15 protein-coding genes and 1 riboswitch are annotated in these 17,862 nt (G+C 39.5%); of the genes, 2 read left to right on the top strand and 13 right to left on the bottom strand.

The genetic code is table 11. The features are described 5' to 3' along the window. Nucleotides 1–77 precede the first annotated feature (77 nt). The 9 genes from hisF to JWR61_RS09485 form a co-directional block, all read right to left on the bottom strand. Nucleotides 78–836 carry an imidazole glycerol phosphate synthase subunit HisF gene (hisF, locus tag JWR61_RS09445; RefSeq protein WP_301927580.1) on the bottom strand — a complete coding sequence of 253 codons (759 nt, stop codon included), beginning with the start codon at nt 834–836 and terminating at the stop codon, nt 78–80. Beyond that, nucleotides 836–1,552, bottom strand: a complete 717-nt coding sequence (hisA, locus tag JWR61_RS09450; RefSeq protein ID WP_301927581.1) for a 1-(5-phosphoribosyl)-5-[(5-phosphoribosylamino)methylideneamino]imidazole-4-carboxamide isomerase — start codon at nt 1,550–1,552, stop codon at nt 836–838. The genes hisF and hisA overlap by 1 nt, the downstream gene beginning before the upstream one ends. Beyond that, on the bottom strand, nt 1,549–2,133 hold the full coding sequence (hisH, locus tag JWR61_RS09455) for an imidazole glycerol phosphate synthase subunit HisH (RefSeq protein WP_301927582.1): 585 nt from the start codon (nt 2,131–2,133) through the stop codon (nt 1,549–1,551). The genes hisA and hisH overlap by 4 nt, the downstream gene beginning before the upstream one ends. Before the next feature lie 40 nt (nt 2,134–2,173). After that, entirely contained in the window at nt 2,174–3,331 is a 1,158-nt protein-coding gene (hisB, locus tag JWR61_RS09460) for a bifunctional histidinol-phosphatase/imidazoleglycerol-phosphate dehydratase HisB (protein ID WP_301927583.1), read from the bottom strand. Between the two features lie 6 nt (nt 3,332–3,337). Further along, nucleotides 3,338–4,387, bottom strand: coding sequence for a histidinol-phosphate transaminase (hisC, locus tag JWR61_RS09465; RefSeq protein ID WP_301927584.1), 1,050 nt, complete (start codon nt 4,385–4,387; stop codon nt 3,338–3,340). 18 nt (nt 4,388–4,405) lie between these two features. Further along, nucleotides 4,406–4,837 carry a GNAT family N-acetyltransferase gene (locus tag JWR61_RS09470; RefSeq protein WP_301927585.1) on the bottom strand — a complete coding sequence of 144 codons (432 nt, stop codon included), beginning with the start codon at nt 4,835–4,837 and terminating at the stop codon, nt 4,406–4,408. A 10-nt stretch (nt 4,838–4,847) separates the two neighbouring features. Next, a complete protein-coding gene (gene hisD / locus JWR61_RS09475) occupies nt 4,848–6,146 on the bottom strand; it encodes a histidinol dehydrogenase (RefSeq protein ID WP_301927586.1) in 1,299 nt (432 codons plus the stop codon). A gap of 10 nt (nt 6,147–6,156) precedes the next feature. Beyond that, entirely contained in the window at nt 6,157–7,008 is an 852-nt protein-coding gene (gene hisG, locus JWR61_RS09480) for an ATP phosphoribosyltransferase (protein ID WP_301927587.1), read from the bottom strand. A 292-nt stretch (nt 7,009–7,300) separates the two neighbouring features. Beyond that, nucleotides 7,301–8,317 carry a mandelate racemase/muconate lactonizing enzyme family protein gene (locus tag JWR61_RS09485; RefSeq protein WP_301927588.1) on the bottom strand — a complete coding sequence of 339 codons (1,017 nt, stop codon included), beginning with the start codon at nt 8,315–8,317 and terminating at the stop codon, nt 7,301–7,303. A 442-nt stretch (nt 8,318–8,759) separates the two neighbouring features. Here JWR61_RS09485 and JWR61_RS09490 point away from each other — a divergent pair, with 442 nt between their 5' ends. Beyond that, entirely contained in the window at nt 8,760–9,764 is a 1,005-nt protein-coding gene (locus JWR61_RS09490) for a T9SS type A sorting domain-containing protein (RefSeq protein WP_301927589.1), read from the top strand. Nucleotides 9,765–10,201: 437 nt separating this feature from the next. Here the strand turns inward: JWR61_RS09490 and JWR61_RS09495 are convergent, their stop codons facing one another. After that, a complete protein-coding gene (locus JWR61_RS09495; protein WP_290337569.1) occupies nt 10,202–10,921 on the bottom strand; it encodes a head GIN domain-containing protein in 720 nt (239 codons plus the stop codon). 19 nt (nt 10,922–10,940) lie between these two features. Next, nucleotides 10,941–11,666 carry a head GIN domain-containing protein gene (locus JWR61_RS09500; protein WP_301927590.1) on the bottom strand — a complete coding sequence of 242 codons (726 nt, stop codon included), beginning with the start codon at nt 11,664–11,666 and terminating at the stop codon, nt 10,941–10,943. 109 nt (nt 11,667–11,775) lie between these two features. Continuing rightward, nucleotides 11,776–11,870, top strand: a riboswitch (TPP riboswitch). A 38-nt stretch (nt 11,871–11,908) separates the two neighbouring features. Here JWR61_RS09500 and JWR61_RS09505 point away from each other — a divergent pair. Beyond that, nucleotides 11,909–14,074, top strand: coding sequence for a TonB-dependent receptor (locus tag JWR61_RS09505; protein ID WP_301927591.1), 2,166 nt, complete (start codon nt 11,909–11,911; stop codon nt 14,072–14,074). Between the two features lie 115 nt (nt 14,075–14,189). Here the strand turns inward: JWR61_RS09505 and JWR61_RS09510 are convergent, their stop codons facing one another. Both JWR61_RS09510 and JWR61_RS09515 read right to left on the bottom strand, forming a co-directional pair. After that, a complete protein-coding gene (locus JWR61_RS09510; protein ID WP_301927592.1) occupies nt 14,190–14,957 on the bottom strand; it encodes a GLPGLI family protein in 768 nt (255 codons plus the stop codon). A 19-nt stretch (nt 14,958–14,976) separates the two neighbouring features. Continuing rightward, nucleotides 14,977–17,772, bottom strand: coding sequence for an outer membrane beta-barrel protein (locus JWR61_RS09515; RefSeq protein WP_301927593.1), 2,796 nt, complete (start codon nt 17,770–17,772; stop codon nt 14,977–14,979). Nucleotides 17,773–17,862: the final 90 nt, after the last annotated feature.

Below are 17,862 nucleotides of genomic sequence, written 5' to 3' on the forward strand. Positions count from 1 at the left end.
AGCGAGCCTGTTGCGCATGTAAGCAAAACTGATTATCGTCCCGATAGAATTCAATGCAATGAGGAAGAAAAATATTTTCATAACCTGATGCTTATATCTTGCGCAGACAGGTATTGCTTTAATTCCGGAATGCCTATTTCCTTGTAATGAAAAATACTGGCTGCCAATGCAGCGTCTGCACTTCCTTCCAAAAAGATTTCTTTAAAGTGTTCCATTGTTCCGGCGCCTCCTGAAGCTATTACAGGCACAGATAATGCTGTTGACAATAGCAAGGTTATGTCAACCGCAAAGCCTGCTTTGGTACCATCATTATTCATTGAAGTCAGCAATATTTCTCCCGCTCCCAGAGCTACAGCCTGCCTCGCCCAATCAATTGTTTTTGTATCCGTTTTTGTACGGCCCCCATTTAAATAAACGTACCATTCGCCATCGGCTTCTTTTTTTGTATCAATGGCCAACACTACACACTGGCTCCCGAAACGATTACTCAAATCTGCAATCAACGCTGGATTTTTAAACGCTGCTGTGTTAACGGAAACCTTGTCCGCACCATGTTGCAGCAATATTGCCACATCTTCCACTGTGCTTATACCGCCTCCAACTGTAAATGGAATATTGATATTGGCCGCAATCCTTTTTACCAGTTCCACCAACGTTTTCCTTTTTTCTACTGTTGCCGTAATATCTAAAAAAACCAACTCATCCGCACCCTGCCGGGAATATAATAAAGCCAACTCAACAGGATCTCCTGCATCACGGATATTCTCAAAATTCACACCCTTTACAGTGCGGCCATCTCTGATATCCAAACAGGGTATAATTCTTTTTGTAAGCATTAATTAAATTCTAGTAATTGTTGTAAAGTAATGTTGCCCTCATAAATTGCTTTGCCGATGATGGCGCCACTGCAGCCAATTGCTTTCAGTTCTGTTACATCATCCATGGTGGTAACCCCGCCACTTGCTATCAGGTTAATTTCCGGATGCTGTTCCATGATTTGTTTGTATAGTTGCACAGATGGGCCTTCCATGGCGCCGTCTTTAGATATGTCTGTGCAAAAAATATTGGTTACCCCCAGGCCAATCATCTTACCAATAAAACTAAAAATATCAATGCCGCCATCTTCCAGCCAGCCGCTTATTTTTATCTTTCCATCCAGGACATCTGCACCAATTAAAAATCTGCCTGCGCCGAATTCCATCAACCACTCTTCCAGCAACTCAGGATGTTTTACTGCAAGGCTTCCAATCGTAGCCATGGAAGCGCCCGCATTAAAAATACTGGCAACATCATTGATGTTTTTTATACCACCGCCAAAATCAATCACCAGTCCTGTAGCCGATGCAATAGCTTCCAGTACTGACAAGTTAATGATCTTGCCAGCTTTGGCGCCATCCAGGTCAACTATGTGCAGCCGTTCCAAACCGGTATCAGCAAACTGTTTGGCTACTTCTACCGGGTTTTCATTGTATATTTTTTGTTGGGCGTAATCGCCTTTTGTGAGTCGCACACATTTACCGTCAATGATATCAATGGCAGGAATAATGGTCATGGTATCTGTATAAAATTTTTCAAAATTGTTTCGCCTGCGGTGCCTGATTTTTCCGGGTGAAACTGCACTGCGTAAAAATTATCCTTTTGTAATGCCGCACTAAACGGCACTATATAATCAGTCGTGGCAACTGTTTCGTTACAAAGTGCTGCATAATAACTGTGCACGGTATACATAAAGGCTTGTTCGGACAAACCGTTAAACAATACAGATTTATAACCATAGATATTGTTCCAGCCAATCTGCGGCACTTTTAACTCAGCTGAAGAAAACAATTTCACATCTGTATCAAAAATACCAAGGCAATCTGTGTTGCCTTCTTCTGAATGTTTACACATCAGCTGCAGACCAAGGCAGATACCCAGCACGGGCTGCTGTAAAGAAAGCAACAACTGATCTAGCCCTTTTTCCCTGAGATATTGCATGGCCGATTGCGCATGACCAACTCCCGGAAAAATAACTTTATCCGCCTTTCTGATAATATCAAAATCATCGGTAACTACTGCCGTGGCGCCAATCCGATGCAACGCATATTGCACACTCTGCACATTGCCCGCATTGTATTTTATTATTGCTATCATACCCACCCCAAAGAGGTAATAATTTTTTGAATGAATGATTTTACAACAATCCTTTTGTTGTTGGAAGCGCATTATTATTAATGTCTCTTTTTACCGCCATTTTGATTGCTTTTGCAAAACCTTTAAATATGGCTTCAATTTTATGGTGTTCATTTTCCCCTTCTGCCTTTATATTCAAATTGCATTTTGCCGCATCGCTGAATGATTTGAAGAAATGAAAAAACATTTCCGTTGGCATCTCGCCTATCTTCTCTCTTTTAAATTCAGCCTCCCAAACTATCCAGTTGCGACCGCCAAAATCAATGGCTACCTGCGCCAGGCAATCATCCATTGGTAATAAAAACCCGTATCTTTCAATACCCCGCTTATTTCCCAAAGCCATAGCCATGGCTTCTCCTAACGCAATACCCGTGTCTTCAATGCTATGGTGTTCATCAATGTGTATATCGCCATTGCATGTAACAGACAAATCCATATTGCCATGTCTTGCCAACTGATCCAGCATGTGATCAAAAAAAGCAAGACCTGTATTGTTAGCCGCTTTCCCCGTTCCGTCAAGGTTTATTTCAATTGAAATTTTTGTTTCATTGGTATTGCGCTGATGCAATACTTTGCGTGGCGGCAATTTTAAATAATCATATATCAGCGCCCAGTCCGGTGTTTCCAAAACGATCGTTTCCTTTTTCAAATCATCAATGGTATCATTAATTTCAGCGGCACCCAGGCTGGCATCAATGTTTAACCAAATGCCTTTGCACTGCAGGTTTTTAGCCAGCTGCATATCTGTAATTCTATCCCCGATAACAAATGAATTGGTAAGGTCGTATGCAGGATTATTGAGGTATTTTGTCAGCATGCCTGTACCGGGTTTTCGCGTAGGTGCGTTTTCGGAAGGATAAGTCTTGTCGATGAATACCTCCGAAAAAAGAATGGCTTCATTCGCAAGATTTGTCATCACAAAATTTTGTACAGGCCAAAAAGTATCCTCCGGAAAAGACGCCGTACCGAGGCCATCCTGGTTGGTAACCATCACCAGCTCATAATCCAGTTCTGCCGCAATTTTGCGCATATAATAAAACATATCCGGGTAAAATTCCAACTTAGAAAAAGAATCCAACTGGTAAGTAGGCGGTGCTTCTTTTATAAGCGTTCCGTCACGGTCTATAAATAAAACTTTTTTGGCTTCGGTTGTGGGCATATTCGTTTACTGGTTATAATTTTTTAATAATTCGATAAGTTGTTGATTTTCTTCAGGCGTCCCAATGGTTACCCGTAAACAATTACTACAACCCGGATCTTTACTTCTGTTTCTCACCACTACTTCATTGTCGGATAAGTAAGTGTATAATGCAGCAGCGTCTTTTACTTTCATTAAAAAAAAGTTAGCATCACTCGGATAAATTGTTTCTACAAAAGTAAAATTACCCATTTCTTTTATAAGCCATTCCTTTTGCTTTACCACGGTGGTTATCCATTCGTTTACGAGTTCGGTATTTTGCAGTGCTTCTACGCCAAGTTGCTGGGAAGCATCATTGATATTATAAGGTGGCTTTACTTTATTAAAAAGGTCGATGATGTCCATGGAGGCATAACACAAACCCAGCCTCAATGCCGCCAGGCCCCAGGCCTTTGATAAGGTCTGCATCACAACCAGGTTGGGATATTCCGTTAATTCCTGGATGAATGTTTTTTGTTTTGAAAAATTAATATATGCCTCATCAATAATTACAATGCCTGAAAAATTATTCAATATCACTTCAACATCTTCCCGCCGCATATTATTGCCGGTCGGGTTATTGGGGGAGCAGATAAAAATCAGTTTGGTATTGGCATCAACTGAAGATAAAACGCCTTCCACGTCTAACTGAAAGCCATCAATAAGATTTACTTTTTTAATTTCCACATCATTGATATCGCCACTCACTTCGTACATTCCGTAGGTAGGTGGACAAACAATCACATTGTCTACACAAGGCGTGCAAAAGATGCGGTATGCCAGGTCAATCACTTCATCACTACCATTGCCTACAAAAATATTTTCTGCCGGAACACCCTTGATACGGGCGAGCTGAAACTTCAGTTGCCATTGGTAAGGATCAGGATAACGGTTAAATTTTTCCGGCAATGGAGAGCCAAAAGGGTTTTCATTTGCATCTAAAAAAACAGAGGCCTTGCCTGTAAATTCATGCCGGGCCGATGAATAAGGTTTTAATGCTTTTATATTTTTTCGAATGAGTGTATCTAAATCAAACATAGTTTATTAAAATAGAAGTTAAGAAGATGGGCTAAGCGTTTTTTGATAATGAAATCCAATTACTTTATATCCCTGGTTGATCCAAAATTTTTGCCCGCCGTTATTTGTTACATAACAATTTAATTCTGAAGCAATGCAATTTTGGGCAATCGCATAATCATAAATCCATTGCATCAAGGCTTCTCCGATTCCTTCCCCGCGGTGATCCGGATGAATGATCACGTTGTCCGGCTCAATGTGTCTTCCCACATAATATTTTGTTATGATCCATAACCCTGACAGACCTACCAATTTTTCATCTTTATAAATTCCAACGCATTGATATCCCTGCAGAAACATTTCAGTAAGCCTACTCTGTAAAATATCCTCCGCAATTTTTTCATTCAATAACCGGAGAAATGGGATAATGTCTGGCTTATTTGATTCCGTTAATAATCTAAAAGAAATCATATTTTAAATTTTAATTTTCTTTATCACCAACATGTTTCAACCGGACACTTACTGCATTTTTGTGTGCGTCCAACCCTTCTGCTTCAGCCATTAACTCTACTGCGTTTCCTATATTTTTTATTCCCTGTTTATTCAATTGCTGAAAGGTAACTTTCTTCACAAAACTATCCAGCGATACGCCGCTATAGGCTTTTGCATAGCCGTTGGTCGGCAAGGTATGATTGGTGCCGGATGCATAATCACCAACACTTTCAGGCGAATAGTGTCCCAGGAAAACACTGCCGGCATTGATGACCTTTTCTGAAAGTAACACAGCATTGTCAGAAGCGAGGATCAAATGTTCTGCAGCATATTCATTCAATAAATCAAAGGCTGCATTCACTTCTTCCATGATTATAAAACGCGTATTTTTCAATGCCTTTGCTGCAATTTCCTTTCTAGGCAATGCGGACAGCTGGCTATAAATTTCAGCTTTTACTTTTTCTATTATATTGCCTGATGTTGCTACCAGCACTACCTGGCTATCGGCACCATGCTCCGCCTGGCTCAACAGATCTGCAGCCACAAAAATTGGATTAGCTGTTTCATCTGCATACACCGCCACTTCGCTGGGACCCGCAGGCATATCAATTGCCGTATCTTCTTTGTTAACCAGTTGCTTGGCGCAGGTTACATATTGGTTACCTGGGCCAAAAATTTTATAGACCTGCGGAATGGTTTCCGTGCCATAAGCCATTGCAGCAATGGCCTGGGCACCGCCTGTTTTGTAGATATTTTTTATGCCTATCAACCGGGCAACATACAAAATAACAGGATTTACTTTACCACTTTTATCCGCCGGCGTACAAACGACTATATCGCTGCAACCCGCCAGTACGGCCGGTATACCCAACATCAGCAAGGTGGAAAATAAAGGAGCTGTTCCCCCGGGGATATACAATCCTACTTTTTGTATAGCGATGGATTTTCTCCAGCACACCACGCCGTCCGTAGTTTCGATATGTTTACCATTTTCCTGCTGAGCCTGGTGAAAAACAGCAATGTTATTTTTTGCCAGCTCAATCGCAGTTTTTAAATCGTCGCTCACCAATAGATCTGCTTCATCCATTTCTGATGCGGTTACTTTCAGGTCGTTCAAAATAACGCCATCAAATTTCTCAGCTAATCTTTTAATGGCTTCATCACCATGTTCTTTCACATCCTGCAAAATAGGAGCAACAATGCTTTCCAGTGAAACACTATCAAAGGCCGGCCGCCGAAGTAAGCCTTTCCATTCACCTTTACCCGGATTTATAAAAACATTTTCCATAACATTTTTTTTACACAATCATCTTTTCTATTGGCAATACAATAATTCCCTCCGCACCAAAAGATTTTAATTTCTCAATCACTTCCCAAAAATCATTTTCATTCACTACACTTTGTACGCTGCTCCATCCATCTTCTGCCAGTGGCACAATCGTAGGGCTTTTCATACCGGGCAGTAAAGCCGCGATATTTTTCAGCTGATCATTGGGGGCATTTAATAAAATGTACTTGTTATTTTTCGCTGTTTTAACTGCGTTAATGCGCAACAACAATTTATCGAGAATGGCTTTGTTTTCCACAGATAATTTTTTGTTGGCTGTCAGTACCGCTTCCGATTTCAATATTACCTCCACTTCTTTTAACCCGTTGGTAAAAAGCGTACTGCCACTGCTAACCAAATCACAAATTGCATCCGCTAAACCAATACCAGGCGCTATTTCCACCGATCCGCTGATTTCATGGATCTCGGCATTAATATTATTGCTGGTTAAATATTTTTGTAAGATGGTTGAATAAGTGGTGGCGATTTTTAATCCGTTCAAGTCACCGGCACCATTGTATTGCATAGCTTTTGGTACAGCAACGCTTAAACGGCATTTACCAAAACCAAGCCGGTAAACCAGGTCAATATCCTTTGCAGTTTCCAGCAAAACATTTTCTCCTACAATGCCAATATCAGCAACTCCATCATACACATACTGCGGGATATCATCATCCCTTAAAAAAAACACTTCTATAGGAAAATTAAAAGCTACTGCTTTCAGCTGTTTATTTCCGTTGTTTAACTCTATACCACATTCCTTCAATAATTTGATGGAATCTTCGTACAGTCTTCCTGATTTTTGAACCGCAATTTTTAGCATTGTATTTTTTTTAATGTCCAGACTTTAGTAATTCTATTTAACATCGTTGTGTCACTCATTTATACCACAAACCACTGTGCAGCAAGTATTCAACCAGCTACCTTTTTTATAATCAAAAACAAATGAAAAAGGGCCTACTTTTCGAGTAAGCCCTTTTTGAAAATATGTTTTAATTACATACAAATCAGCATTGCTTACCCTGTGGTAAAGTATGATGATGGTGTATGTGATTGATTTTTTTCATTGATGACGCAAAGTAAAGACTGATAAATTATTTTACCAAATAAAATTTCTACAATGGGTCAATTTTAATTCCCAGGCCGGGCAAATCGCTGTACACAACCCGGCCAAAATCATAACTGATACCGCTGGCAGTATCTTCCGCCAATAACAGCGGACCATCCATATCAATATGATCTGCCAATGGCGCCAGTTGTGCAATTGCGGCAGTGCCGACTGAACTTTCATTCATACAGCCGATCATTATTTGCAGGTTCAGTTCCCTGGCTCTTGCAATCATTCTCCTGGCAGGCGTTATCCCACTGCATTTTGTTAATTTAATATTGATGCCATGAAAGTGTTTATAACACTTTTCCACATCCGCTTCCGCAACACAGCTTTCATCAGCAAAAAGTGGCAAGGGTGATTTTTCAAATAATATTTTCATCCCATCCCAGTTATCCTTGGCCAAAGGTTGTTCTATCATATCCACCCCGAGGTCTTTTAACAACAGGATTTTTTCAAGCGCTTCCTCCAGGCTCCAGCCGGCGTTGGCATCCACCCTGAATATCGCATCAGTATGCTTACGTAATTCCGTCACCATGGCAATATCATCAGGGACCCCTACTTTTATTTTATAAACTGGCCATGGTTTTTCTTTCATTTTTTCCACCATTTTATCGATGGTATCAATGCCAATGGTATAGTCTGTCAGCGGAGCCTTTGCTGTATCCAATCCCCATAATTCATGCAGCTGCTTTCCCTTCAGTTTGCCAAATAAATCCCAGCCAGCCATATCCAGCGCACAAACTAAAAATGAATTGGCGGGAAATAAATGATGCAGGTAATGCCAGTACCTTTCGGGATCTGAAAAGGCGAACTTCTCAACAAAAATCTTTTTTCGCTCCAAATCTTCAATCATCTTTTCTACCGGGATATTATAATAGCTGATAGCGGGTGCTTCGCCATATCCCTTTATACCAAAGTATTCCAGCTCTACAATAAGCGTTGGCTGATGAGTTTTGGTTCCTTTTGAAATTGTAAAAGCGTGATTAAACAAAAGGTTATATGCTTTGAATTTTACTGTCATGTTATATAATGTAAAAGAAATGGCAGGTTAATTATTAATGAGGCTAAAAAGTAAATGGCTCTTTCCCTGTTTTTAAAAATGAACTGATAAATTGATTAGTTTGTATTCCACAAGCAAACATAATCTACTCTGCAAAATATAAATAAATCAGGCAAATACTTTTTCTCCTGGTGTACCCCTGAAAAAAAATAATTTGGTAATGCCAATTTTTAAGCTAATTTTATGGCCTGTCACACCTGCAAAATCACAATTCCTCCACAAAGACTTAGCTTATTTTAACTCACTTGAATAATTAATCATCGTATTCATCCTGCGTTTCAATATTGCTTTCCTTAGTCCCTGCCTGTTAAAGCCGTTTTACTTGATTTGTACCGGTTACTAATGTATTACATACCTGTATGAATGAGGTTGGTTTATTATCTCTAACTTTAATACATTTAACATGAAAAAAGCTTTACTTCTTTGTTCGTTTGCCGTATGCTCTTTATTAGCCCAGGCCCAGTTCCCTTACAGCGGAACCATCTCCACCACAGATCCAACATTTAACCGGCCAGATCCCGGTAACCCTCCAACAACACTGTCATCCCAGGGAACAGGAGTATACTATGATGTTGTTCCTTTAGTAATCACCACACCGGGGCTTTATACCATTACCAGCCTTACTTCAACTGTCAATTTTGACATGGTTGGTTTTTTATATGGCCCTGGAGGATTTAATCCATTAAGTCCTTTAAGCAATGTTCTGCTGGGTGACGACGATTCTGGTCCCGGCACTTTAAATTTTGCCCTGACGTACAATTTCACTGTTGCCGGCAACTACACTATAGTTGTGACTACGTATAAGCCACCATTAGCGGGCGATTATACTTTAACGATTACAGAACCAGGGCCATTACCAGTGAGATTGGTATCATTTACTGCTGAGAAATCATCAGGCGGAAATTTGTTGAAATGGGCAACTGCAGGAGAAACTGATATCGTAAGCTACGAGGTTCAACATAGCAGCGATGGCGCCAGCTTTAAAAACATAGCAGGCGGTTCTGTAAAAGCGCTTAATGTTTCAACCAGTTCCAACTACGCATACTCAGATGCTGCCCCTTTCCAAAAATTGAATTTTTACCGTTTAAAAATTACAGAAAAATCAGGTGCTACTACTTTCAGCACTGTCGCTGTAGTTAATAATGGAAAAGATGCTAGTGCATCAATGAGCATATTTCCAAACCCTGCAGTTAATTACCTGAATATCCAGACAAAGGCTGGTCAGACAGGTAAGGCCTCGGTTTCAATTATTTCCGAAGCCGGACAAATTGTTTACAAATCAAATTACACCCTGGCGAACCAAAGCATCGTTAACCTGGATGTAAAAAAATTATCCGCAGGCCGTTATATTGTCCGAATCGAAACAGCGGATAAAGTAACAACCAATTTGCCTTTCGTTAAATATTAATAGCAACATTTACTACATAAAAAAAGAGGCTGTATCGTATAAATATGATACAGCCTCTTTTTTATTTGCCAGGACCCAACCTGTCATCGAATCAACAACAAACTATCTGGCCATTCGTCAAATGATATTCGCAGCGCTTCCTTAGTAAAAAAGCTGAATTGTCATTACTTTTCAGCCACTATGTTTGCTAATTCTTCTTTACAGAAATGAACGCATCTGCATCGTTAATTGCTAATCGGAAGGAACTAAATAAAAAACAGGCTGCATCTTGATTGATATAGCCTGTTTCCTACGCTAACCTTGTTAAGTAAATCTATTCTTAAGGTCTGTGTAAAATGATCTTGCAATTAAAAACGCTTTCTTTGTTATCGCCGGACACTCCCGTTAACCAGCTTCCTCTCTGCGACATTTGGATCAAAAGAGAATGAATTACTGCATCACCCCTTTTTACCAATACTGCTGGCGCCGCTGCTATGCTGACCTTTAATTACAGCATTGCCCTTGTAAGAAATATCGCTGGCGCCGCTGGCATCGGCCGACAATTCCTTGTTCACTGTGATATGGATATCCGATGCTCCGGACGCTTTGGCACTACAAATATCTGTCACCAAATCATATCCTTTGAAATCGCTGGCGCCGCTGGAATGAATAGCTAACGAGTTGGTAACGCCACTGATGGTTGCATCGGATGCGCCGCTTAATTCCAGTTTTAGGCTTTCAGTTTTTACAGCGCCTTTAAAATCGCTTGCCCCGCTCATATCCAGTTGCAGGGCAGGTACATTAATAGTGCCTGCTACCTGTACATCGCTGGCGCCGGATGCCTGTAATTTTTCCAAATTTTTAAAAGAAACATACGCCTTCAGTTTCTTATTACCGCTGTTCCACAAACGATCTCCGTCATAATATATTTTCAGTGTATTATTTTCTACTACTGTCTTAATGTGCTCCCTGTATTTATCTTCCGAGGCACTGACAGCAATGGATTCTGTGTCAAACTGGGAAAGGTATAAATCGATGCCTCCCGACACTTTGATGGAATTAAAACTTCCGTTTAATGTTCTTTGCTCTGCATTGGCATCGTTTACAAACGCTTTATTCTGTGCCTGGGCGAAGACGACGAAAGCTATAACTGTCAGAAATAAGATTATCTTTTTCATGTGTTAGGTTTTTATAAGTTTAAATAGATGCTTTTTTTACAACTCCACCACTGTCAACATTCAAATCCTTAATAACAGCATTGCCTTTATACCTAATTCCGCCACCACTGTTTGCTCTCGCATTCAATTCCTTATTCACTGTGATTCTTACGCCACCACCACTACTTGCTTTTGCCTCGCAAAAATCAACTGCCATATCGTATCCTTTAAAAATAGCACCGCTGCTTACTTCTACCTGTAGCCTGTCTGTTTTACCGGATATTTCGATCTCTGAACCGCTGTTTTGCGATATTTCCATTTCCCCAATATCTACCTGCCCCGTAAACCTGGATCCACTGGTTAGGGTACATTGTAATTTATTAACTGTTACGGTACTTTTTAAAATAACATCAGCTCCGGATGAGGCATGAAGTTTATCAAGCGCTTTAAAAGAAACATAGGCTTTCAGTTTCCTTTTTCCGCTGCTGATCCAGTTCATACCGCTGTTATCATAATAAATTTTTAAAGTACCGTTTTCTACAACGGTTTTAAAACGTTCCATATATTTTTCTTCTGAAGCACTTACGGCGATTGACTCCTCTTTGCCTTGTGTAAGATACAAACTGATGCCATCCGATACTGTAATGGCTGTAAAACCGGACGTTAATATACGCTTTTGAGCGTTGGCATCATTTACCTCTACCCTGTCCTGTGCAAAACTGTTTAAACTGATTAGTGTAACCAGTACAATAAATAGTTGTTTCATATTTTATTTTTTTATTGATACGCTTGCTCCAAACAGTTTGTTACAAAAAAAAATAAAAATAATTCAAAACTGCTTTACCTTCGTGTTTCAAAACTGTTCTTATTCATCGTCTGAATTTCCGGGGTGCTTCAAATTGGAGGCTGAGATTATACCCGTTAACCTGCCCAGGATAATGCCTGCGAAGGGAGCAATCATTCACATCGGATACTCATCCGGATGTTCAGCATTAAATTTTATTGAAAATGAAAAAACTACTGTTAAGTGGTATGCTGTGTGCAATGGGAATAACAACAATTGCACAGGAAACAAAAAAATTCAACGACACCTCGTTTATGCAGCCGGTTGAAGTAGCCGCTATCCGGGCTGGCGAAAAAGCGCCATTTGCCAAAACAAACCTGGCAAAAAAAGACATCGAAAAAAATAACGTGGGGCAGGACCTCCCTTTCCTGCTAAATCAAACGCCTTCAGTTGTAATCAATTCTGACGCCGGTAATGGAGTTGGGTACACCGGTCTCCGCATCCGCGGCACGGATGCAAGCCGCATTAACGTAACACTAAATGGCATACCCTATAATGACGCGGAAAGTCAGGGTACTTATTTTGTAGACCTGCCGGACATTGCTTCATCGGCCAACAGCATTCAGATACAACGGGGCGTGGGTACCAGCAGTAACGGAGCAGGTTCTTTTGGCGGTAATATCAATTTATCTACCAATGATGTAAATGAAAAATTTTACACCGAATTAAACAACAGTTACGGCAGTTACAATACCTGGAAAAACACCCTTAAATTTGGAAGTGGTATTTTAGGCAAACATTTTACCATTGATGGTCGCCTCAGCCGCATCAGCAGCAACGGCTATATTGACCGTGCTGCAAGTAACCTTAAATCATTTTATTTCAGTACAGCATGGGTGGATGCAAAAAATTCGCTGCGGCTCAATATTTTTTCTGGTAAAGAAAAAACTTACCAGGCATGGAACGGTGTTCCGGAAGCATTGTTAAAGACAGACCGAACATATAATATTTCGGGCCAGGAACAACCCGGAAAACCCTATCCGAATGAAACGGATAACTATACGCAAACACACTACCAGTTATTTTACAATCACCAGTTTAATCAATACTGGAAAGCCAATGCAGCGGTTTTTCTTACAAAAGGGAAAGGCTATTATGAGGAGTACCGTGCAGACCAATCCTTATCCAATTACGGGTTACCCGATTATACTGCTAATGGCGATACAACCAGCAGCACCGATATGGTGAGACAGGAATGGTTAGACAATAATTTTTACGGAAGCATTTTTTCTTTGCAGTATAAAAAAGAAAAAACACAGTTTACTTTTGGCGGAGGCTGGAACCAATACGACGGCAAGCATTTTGGCAATATTACGCATGCGGTTGTGCAAGCTGCTGTACCGCAAAATTATAAGTGGTATGGTGATTTGCCCGCCCACAAAAAAGACCTTTCCCTTTATGCAAAATTTGCGCAACAGTTGAACGAACACTGGCAGTTGTTTGCTGATATGCAGGTACGAAATGTAAATTATACCATCAATGGTTTCAGGGATAATCCAACACTGAAGGTTAAGAACAACTATACCTTTTTCAATCCGAAGGCGGGTATCACTTATAACAATAATAACTGGCAGGTATATGCGTCTTATGCCCGGGCTGGTAAAGAGCCTAACCGCGACGACTTTGAAGCCGGTAAAACGCAACAGCCAAAACAGGAAGAGTTAAATGATGTTGAGCTGGGAGTTGAAAAGAAGAACAAGCTTTTTTCAGTTGGCGCAAATCTGTATTACATGCAATACCACAATCAGCTGGTGCTGATAGGAAATATCAATGACGTTGGATCATACACCAGGACAAATATTGCCAGCAGTTACCGGGCAGGGATTGAGTTACAGGGAACCGCGGTAATCAGCAGTTTCTTAAACTTAGCAGCCAACTTAACACTAAGCAAAAACAAAATCAGCCACTTTACTGAACTGATAGATGACTATGACAATGGGGGCACTGTAACCAACAAGTATAATCAAACCAACATTTCTTTTTCGCCCGCAGTTGTCTCCGGTGGCAGCATTAATTTTATCCCGGTAAAACACGGTGAAATCAGTTTGCTGAGCAAATATGTAAGCCGTCAGTACATGGACAATACGTCTCAACAAAGCCGGAGCCTGAATCCGTACTACGTTCAGGATGTGCGACTGACTTATACATTATCATCCATTGATTTTTTAAAAACAACCACTTTCATTTTACAATTGAACAACGTGTTCAACAAAAAATATGAAGCCAATGGCTATACGTTCAGCTACTACAGCGGTGGCCTTACAACAGAAAATTATTATTTTCCAATGGCACCTTTTAACTGTATGCTGGGAGTGAATATCAGGTTGTAGGAGAAAGCTAACTTTTTAACGAAATGTCTGACAAGTAGGTTAAAAGCAAAAGGAGAAATTAATTTCTCCTTTTGCTTTTATATGCCTGCTTTATAAAAATTACTTATGCTGCTTGCTATAATAAAATGCCCCACATCAACTGATTGATCCAATTTTTATTATCCTCATTGTCCTCAGAATTAGCTGTAAAATCTTTAATTTTTGTGGTCAAAATCGATTTCAACTCTTTGGAGGAATAATATTTTTTAGCGTTGGTAGGCTTTATACTGTTAACGTCAACATTGTTTACTGAAAGTTTGGTAGCCAGCATAGAAACGTACATGCGGGGAATGGTAACCCCCAGAATCATTCCGGGTAACCCATTGACGCTGCAGGGGCCTCCGCTGATAGTGATTTCATCAGTATAAAAAGCAAATACATACACACTATCCAGAATTTTGCCAACTGCTTTACGGCAATTGAATCCGGCAATAATACGGCTTTCATTGCTAAGCTTCCATTGGATGGGTTGTATGCTGTCTTTTAAATTAAAAAGACTTCCCCATTGGGTTTTCTGAACAATATTCTGGCCGGTATTAAAGTCATTATACCAATCTTTTTGTTCTTCCCCTCTGCGTAAAAATTCCGGCACTTTTGCTTTCTTTTCGTCATAATGATCAAACTTATAAATGCTCTTATTATCTGCAAATGTAAAAGTATAATATGCCGTTTTAAAAGTGGGTATCTGATCTTTTAACTGCTCCCAAAACGGATCATTCCCCATGGTTTTTTTAACATTGGTAATCACCTCAAATTCTATAGTACCCTTATTGATAAACTGTTGGGCCTTTAAGCTCCCGGTGCTGAGCAGTAAGATAAAAAGACAAGCTATTATATATTTCATATAGTATTTTTAAAGTTGATTATTTGGTTGGAGTGGGTGCTGCCGCCTTATTTTTAAAATTCCAGGTAAAGCCCAGCATCCAGTATCTTTTTAGCCTGTCCTGTCTAACTTCAGATAAAGTATTGCTGTAAAAATTTCTTTGAATGCCCGTGTTTTGATTCAGAATATCCCTGATACTGAAGTAGAGTGTATATTCATCCTTTTTAAAAGTGCGTTGTAGTTTAGCATTCCAAAGTTGGTTGCTTAAATTATTTTGAAACTGCGGTGTTTTTTGCCTTACAAAATAATTAAAATCACTTTGCAACGACCAAACCTTTTTTAAATAGTACGTAGCGTACAGACCGGTTTCATTTGTGTAGTAATTTATTTTGCTATTGTACTGTTGAGTATTATTACTGTTATAATTAAATTCGTTGCTGACAGTAACATCGTAAGCCTTGTCCTTTGCTTTGTTTAAATAAAGCCTTACACCTGCATTCAAATTCTTGGTAACATTATTTAATCCGTTAATAATTTCCGTACTGTGGTTATACCCTGCATTTGGACCAACATCTACCCGTATATTGAGTTTTTTCATTTTAAAACCGGCACCGGCATACAAGTTAAAATTAAAATTGCCATTGGTATTTACAGGCGTACTCGTGGTTTTACCGGTTGATGCATCAATTACACGGCTATCTGTAATGGCATTGCTTGTTTGAGTAAAATTAAGATTCTGATAGAGAAAAAAATCTTTAATAAAATCAAAGCTTTGATGAGAAATATTGAAGTTATTGCTGAATGACGGTTTTAGCAAAGGGTTTCCCAAAACCTGGTTAAAATAGTCGTTATTATTTCTCAATAGTTGCAACTGATCAATCCGCGGCTGCGTCGTATTTCCATTATAATAAAATCGCAGGTTATGACCAGATTTATAAGCGTATGTAAGATTTGCGTTGGGGAAAAAGTTAGTATAGCTGCGTGCATAGTCTTTGTTGAATGTTTTATCTTTCAAATCAAACCTGGTAAATCCTACACCTGAGCCAATATTAAATTTTAATTTTTTATAGTTGTAATTAATCTTAAATCCAGGTTTATTAACTGTGATGCGCTGATCGAATAAATTGGTTAAAGAATCCACTTCATCGTCGTATTTACCAGACAATGGAGAATAGGAATGAGTTGTTTGGTTATTTTTTCCTGTACCAATACTTGTTTCATAATCCAGTTCCAAAGCATACTTTTTACCAAGCGGTTCGGTATAAACCGCTTTTGCTAAAAACTGATCGGTGCTTCGGTCAAAGTCTTTCTGCTGGTCAAACTTTTGGCTGAAGGATACGACTCCCCCTGAGTAAATTTCATTATCCGATTTTAAGAAATTGGTGCCATTTGTATTCAATGTATTCCAGTCTGCGGTTAACGAAAACGTTCTGCGCAACTTCTGAAATTTATGTTTAAAAAGCAACGTTCCGTTAAATGCAAGTTTATCGGAATTTGTGGTCAAATCACGCTGGCTGGTGTTGTTTGTTTTACCGAACTGGTTGGTATTAATTGAGGTAGCGTACGATTCACTTTCTGTATTATAGGCATTTAATTTTGCTGTAAGTTTCAGCGAATTTGCAGAGTCAATTTTAAAATCATAGACTCCTTTTAGTTTAAATGTTTCCTTTTTAACGTGCATATTTTCAGTACCATTTACATTAAAAAAAGAATCGGCCAGCTGAGTTTGTGTAAAAGTCTTTTTTGTATTAATGTAATCCTGGTAATTGTATTTTGGTGAAAAGGAAAGCCCTTGCTTATCGTCATGCCATTTATTGCTATACTGGAGACCGACATTATTATTTTTAAAAAATCCGTTTTGGGTGTCCACATAAGGCTCATCGTCGGAGCTTCCCTGCCAGTTAAAATTTATGCCTCCGTCTTCATCGGCACTAACTGAAAAATTATCGTTGTCCCCGCCAAACTTATCATTGTCCTGCCAGTTCAAACCATCCTGCCCTGTATTGCCGCTTAAGAAATATCCCGAAATTTTTCGTTTGCCCTTAAAGGAACTAAGCAGGATATTATTGTTGTACCGGTCACCAAAATCTTTGTTCAATCCTCCTGACAAATCGATCTTACCGAAATATCCCTTCTTGCGGTCATCCTTTAATTTAAGGTTGATTGTTTTTTTTGTTTTACCATCATCAATGCCTGTAAACTCCGCCTGGTCGCTTTTCTTGTCAAATACCTGCACTTCTTTTACCGCATCCGCCCTTAGATTTTTAACTGCCATTCCCGGATCATCTCCAAAAAATTCTTCCCCATCTACCAATACCTTTTCTACCGTTTCGCCCATAGCTTTTATTTTACCATCTTTATCTACCTGTATGCCTGGTAACTTTTTCAACAACTCTTCCACGTTGGCATTGGCGCTCACCTTAAAACTGTCTGCCGTAAAAATGGTGGTATCACCATGTATCCGCATTGAACCACCGCTTTTAATAATAAGGTCCTGCATCAGTTTAATTTTGGGCAGGATGGCCAGGTTATTCAGCTCAAGTCCTTTATCTGTAAGGGTTATATCGTCCAGCAAGTCTGCATAGGCAGGATGCGTCATCATCAAAATATACTTTCCTTCGGGAAGATTTTTTAGCGCAAACTTTCCCTCTTTGTCGGTTCGGGTAAACTTGATAAGGGTTGAATCTACAGGTTTTAAAATGGCTATTACCACATTACTGACCTGCTTTTTATCTGTTGTGTCAGTAACAGATCCGGTAATGTTCTGGGCGTTGGCAATAAAACATGAAAGGCACAAAAAAATAATTAATAAAACGGGGCGGAAGGGATGCATCATGAAGGTATTAGTAATGGTAAAAAAAAAGGGGTTATTAAAACAGTTTAAATATATTCACATTCTGTAAGGGTATGCTTAAATTTACGTTAA

The sequence above is a fragment of the Ferruginibacter sp. genome (assembly GCF_028288465.1).
Lineage (GTDB): Bacteria > Bacteroidota > Bacteroidia > Chitinophagales > Chitinophagaceae > Ferruginibacter.

What these genes read in the sequence shown, in the direction of transcription:
- hisD (WP_301927586.1), bottom strand. Translation starts at nt 6,146, where the DNA reads ATGGAAAATGTTTTTATAAATCCGGGTAAAGGTGAATGGAAAGGCTTA.
- hisC (WP_301927584.1), bottom strand. Translation starts at nt 4,387, where the DNA reads ATGTTTGATTTAGATACACTCATTCGAAAAAATATAAAAGCATTAAAA.
- hisH (WP_301927582.1), bottom strand. Translation starts at nt 2,133, where the DNA reads ATGATAGCAATAATAAAATACAATGCGGGCAATGTGCAGAGTGTGCAA.
- JWR61_RS09505 (WP_301927591.1), top strand. Translation starts at nt 11,909, where the DNA reads ATGAAAAAACTACTGTTAAGTGGTATGCTGTGTGCAATGGGAATAACA.
- hisG (WP_301927587.1), bottom strand. Translation starts at nt 7,008, where the DNA reads ATGCTAAAAATTGCGGTTCAAAAATCAGGAAGACTGTACGAAGATTCC.
- hisF (WP_301927580.1), bottom strand. Translation starts at nt 836, where the DNA reads ATGCTTACAAAAAGAATTATACCCTGTTTGGATATCAGAGATGGCCGC.
- JWR61_RS09495 (WP_290337569.1), bottom strand. Translation starts at nt 10,921, where the DNA reads ATGAAAAAGATAATCTTATTTCTGACAGTTATAGCTTTCGTCGTCTTC.
- JWR61_RS09500 (WP_301927590.1), bottom strand. Translation starts at nt 11,666, where the DNA reads ATGAAACAACTATTTATTGTACTGGTTACACTAATCAGTTTAAACAGT.
- JWR61_RS09510 (WP_301927592.1), bottom strand. Translation starts at nt 14,957, where the DNA reads ATGAAATATATAATAGCTTGTCTTTTTATCTTACTGCTCAGCACCGGG.
- JWR61_RS09515 (WP_301927593.1), bottom strand. Translation starts at nt 17,772, where the DNA reads ATGATGCATCCCTTCCGCCCCGTTTTATTAATTATTTTTTTGTGCCTT.
- JWR61_RS09490 (WP_301927589.1), top strand. Translation starts at nt 8,760, where the DNA reads ATGAAAAAAGCTTTACTTCTTTGTTCGTTTGCCGTATGCTCTTTATTA.
- hisB (WP_301927583.1), bottom strand. Translation starts at nt 3,331, where the DNA reads ATGCCCACAACCGAAGCCAAAAAAGTTTTATTTATAGACCGTGACGGA.
- JWR61_RS09485 (WP_301927588.1), bottom strand. Translation starts at nt 8,317, where the DNA reads ATGACAGTAAAATTCAAAGCATATAACCTTTTGTTTAATCACGCTTTT.
- JWR61_RS09470 (WP_301927585.1), bottom strand. Translation starts at nt 4,837, where the DNA reads ATGATTTCTTTTAGATTATTAACGGAATCAAATAAGCCAGACATTATC.
- hisA (WP_301927581.1), bottom strand. Translation starts at nt 1,552, where the DNA reads ATGACCATTATTCCTGCCATTGATATCATTGACGGTAAATGTGTGCGA.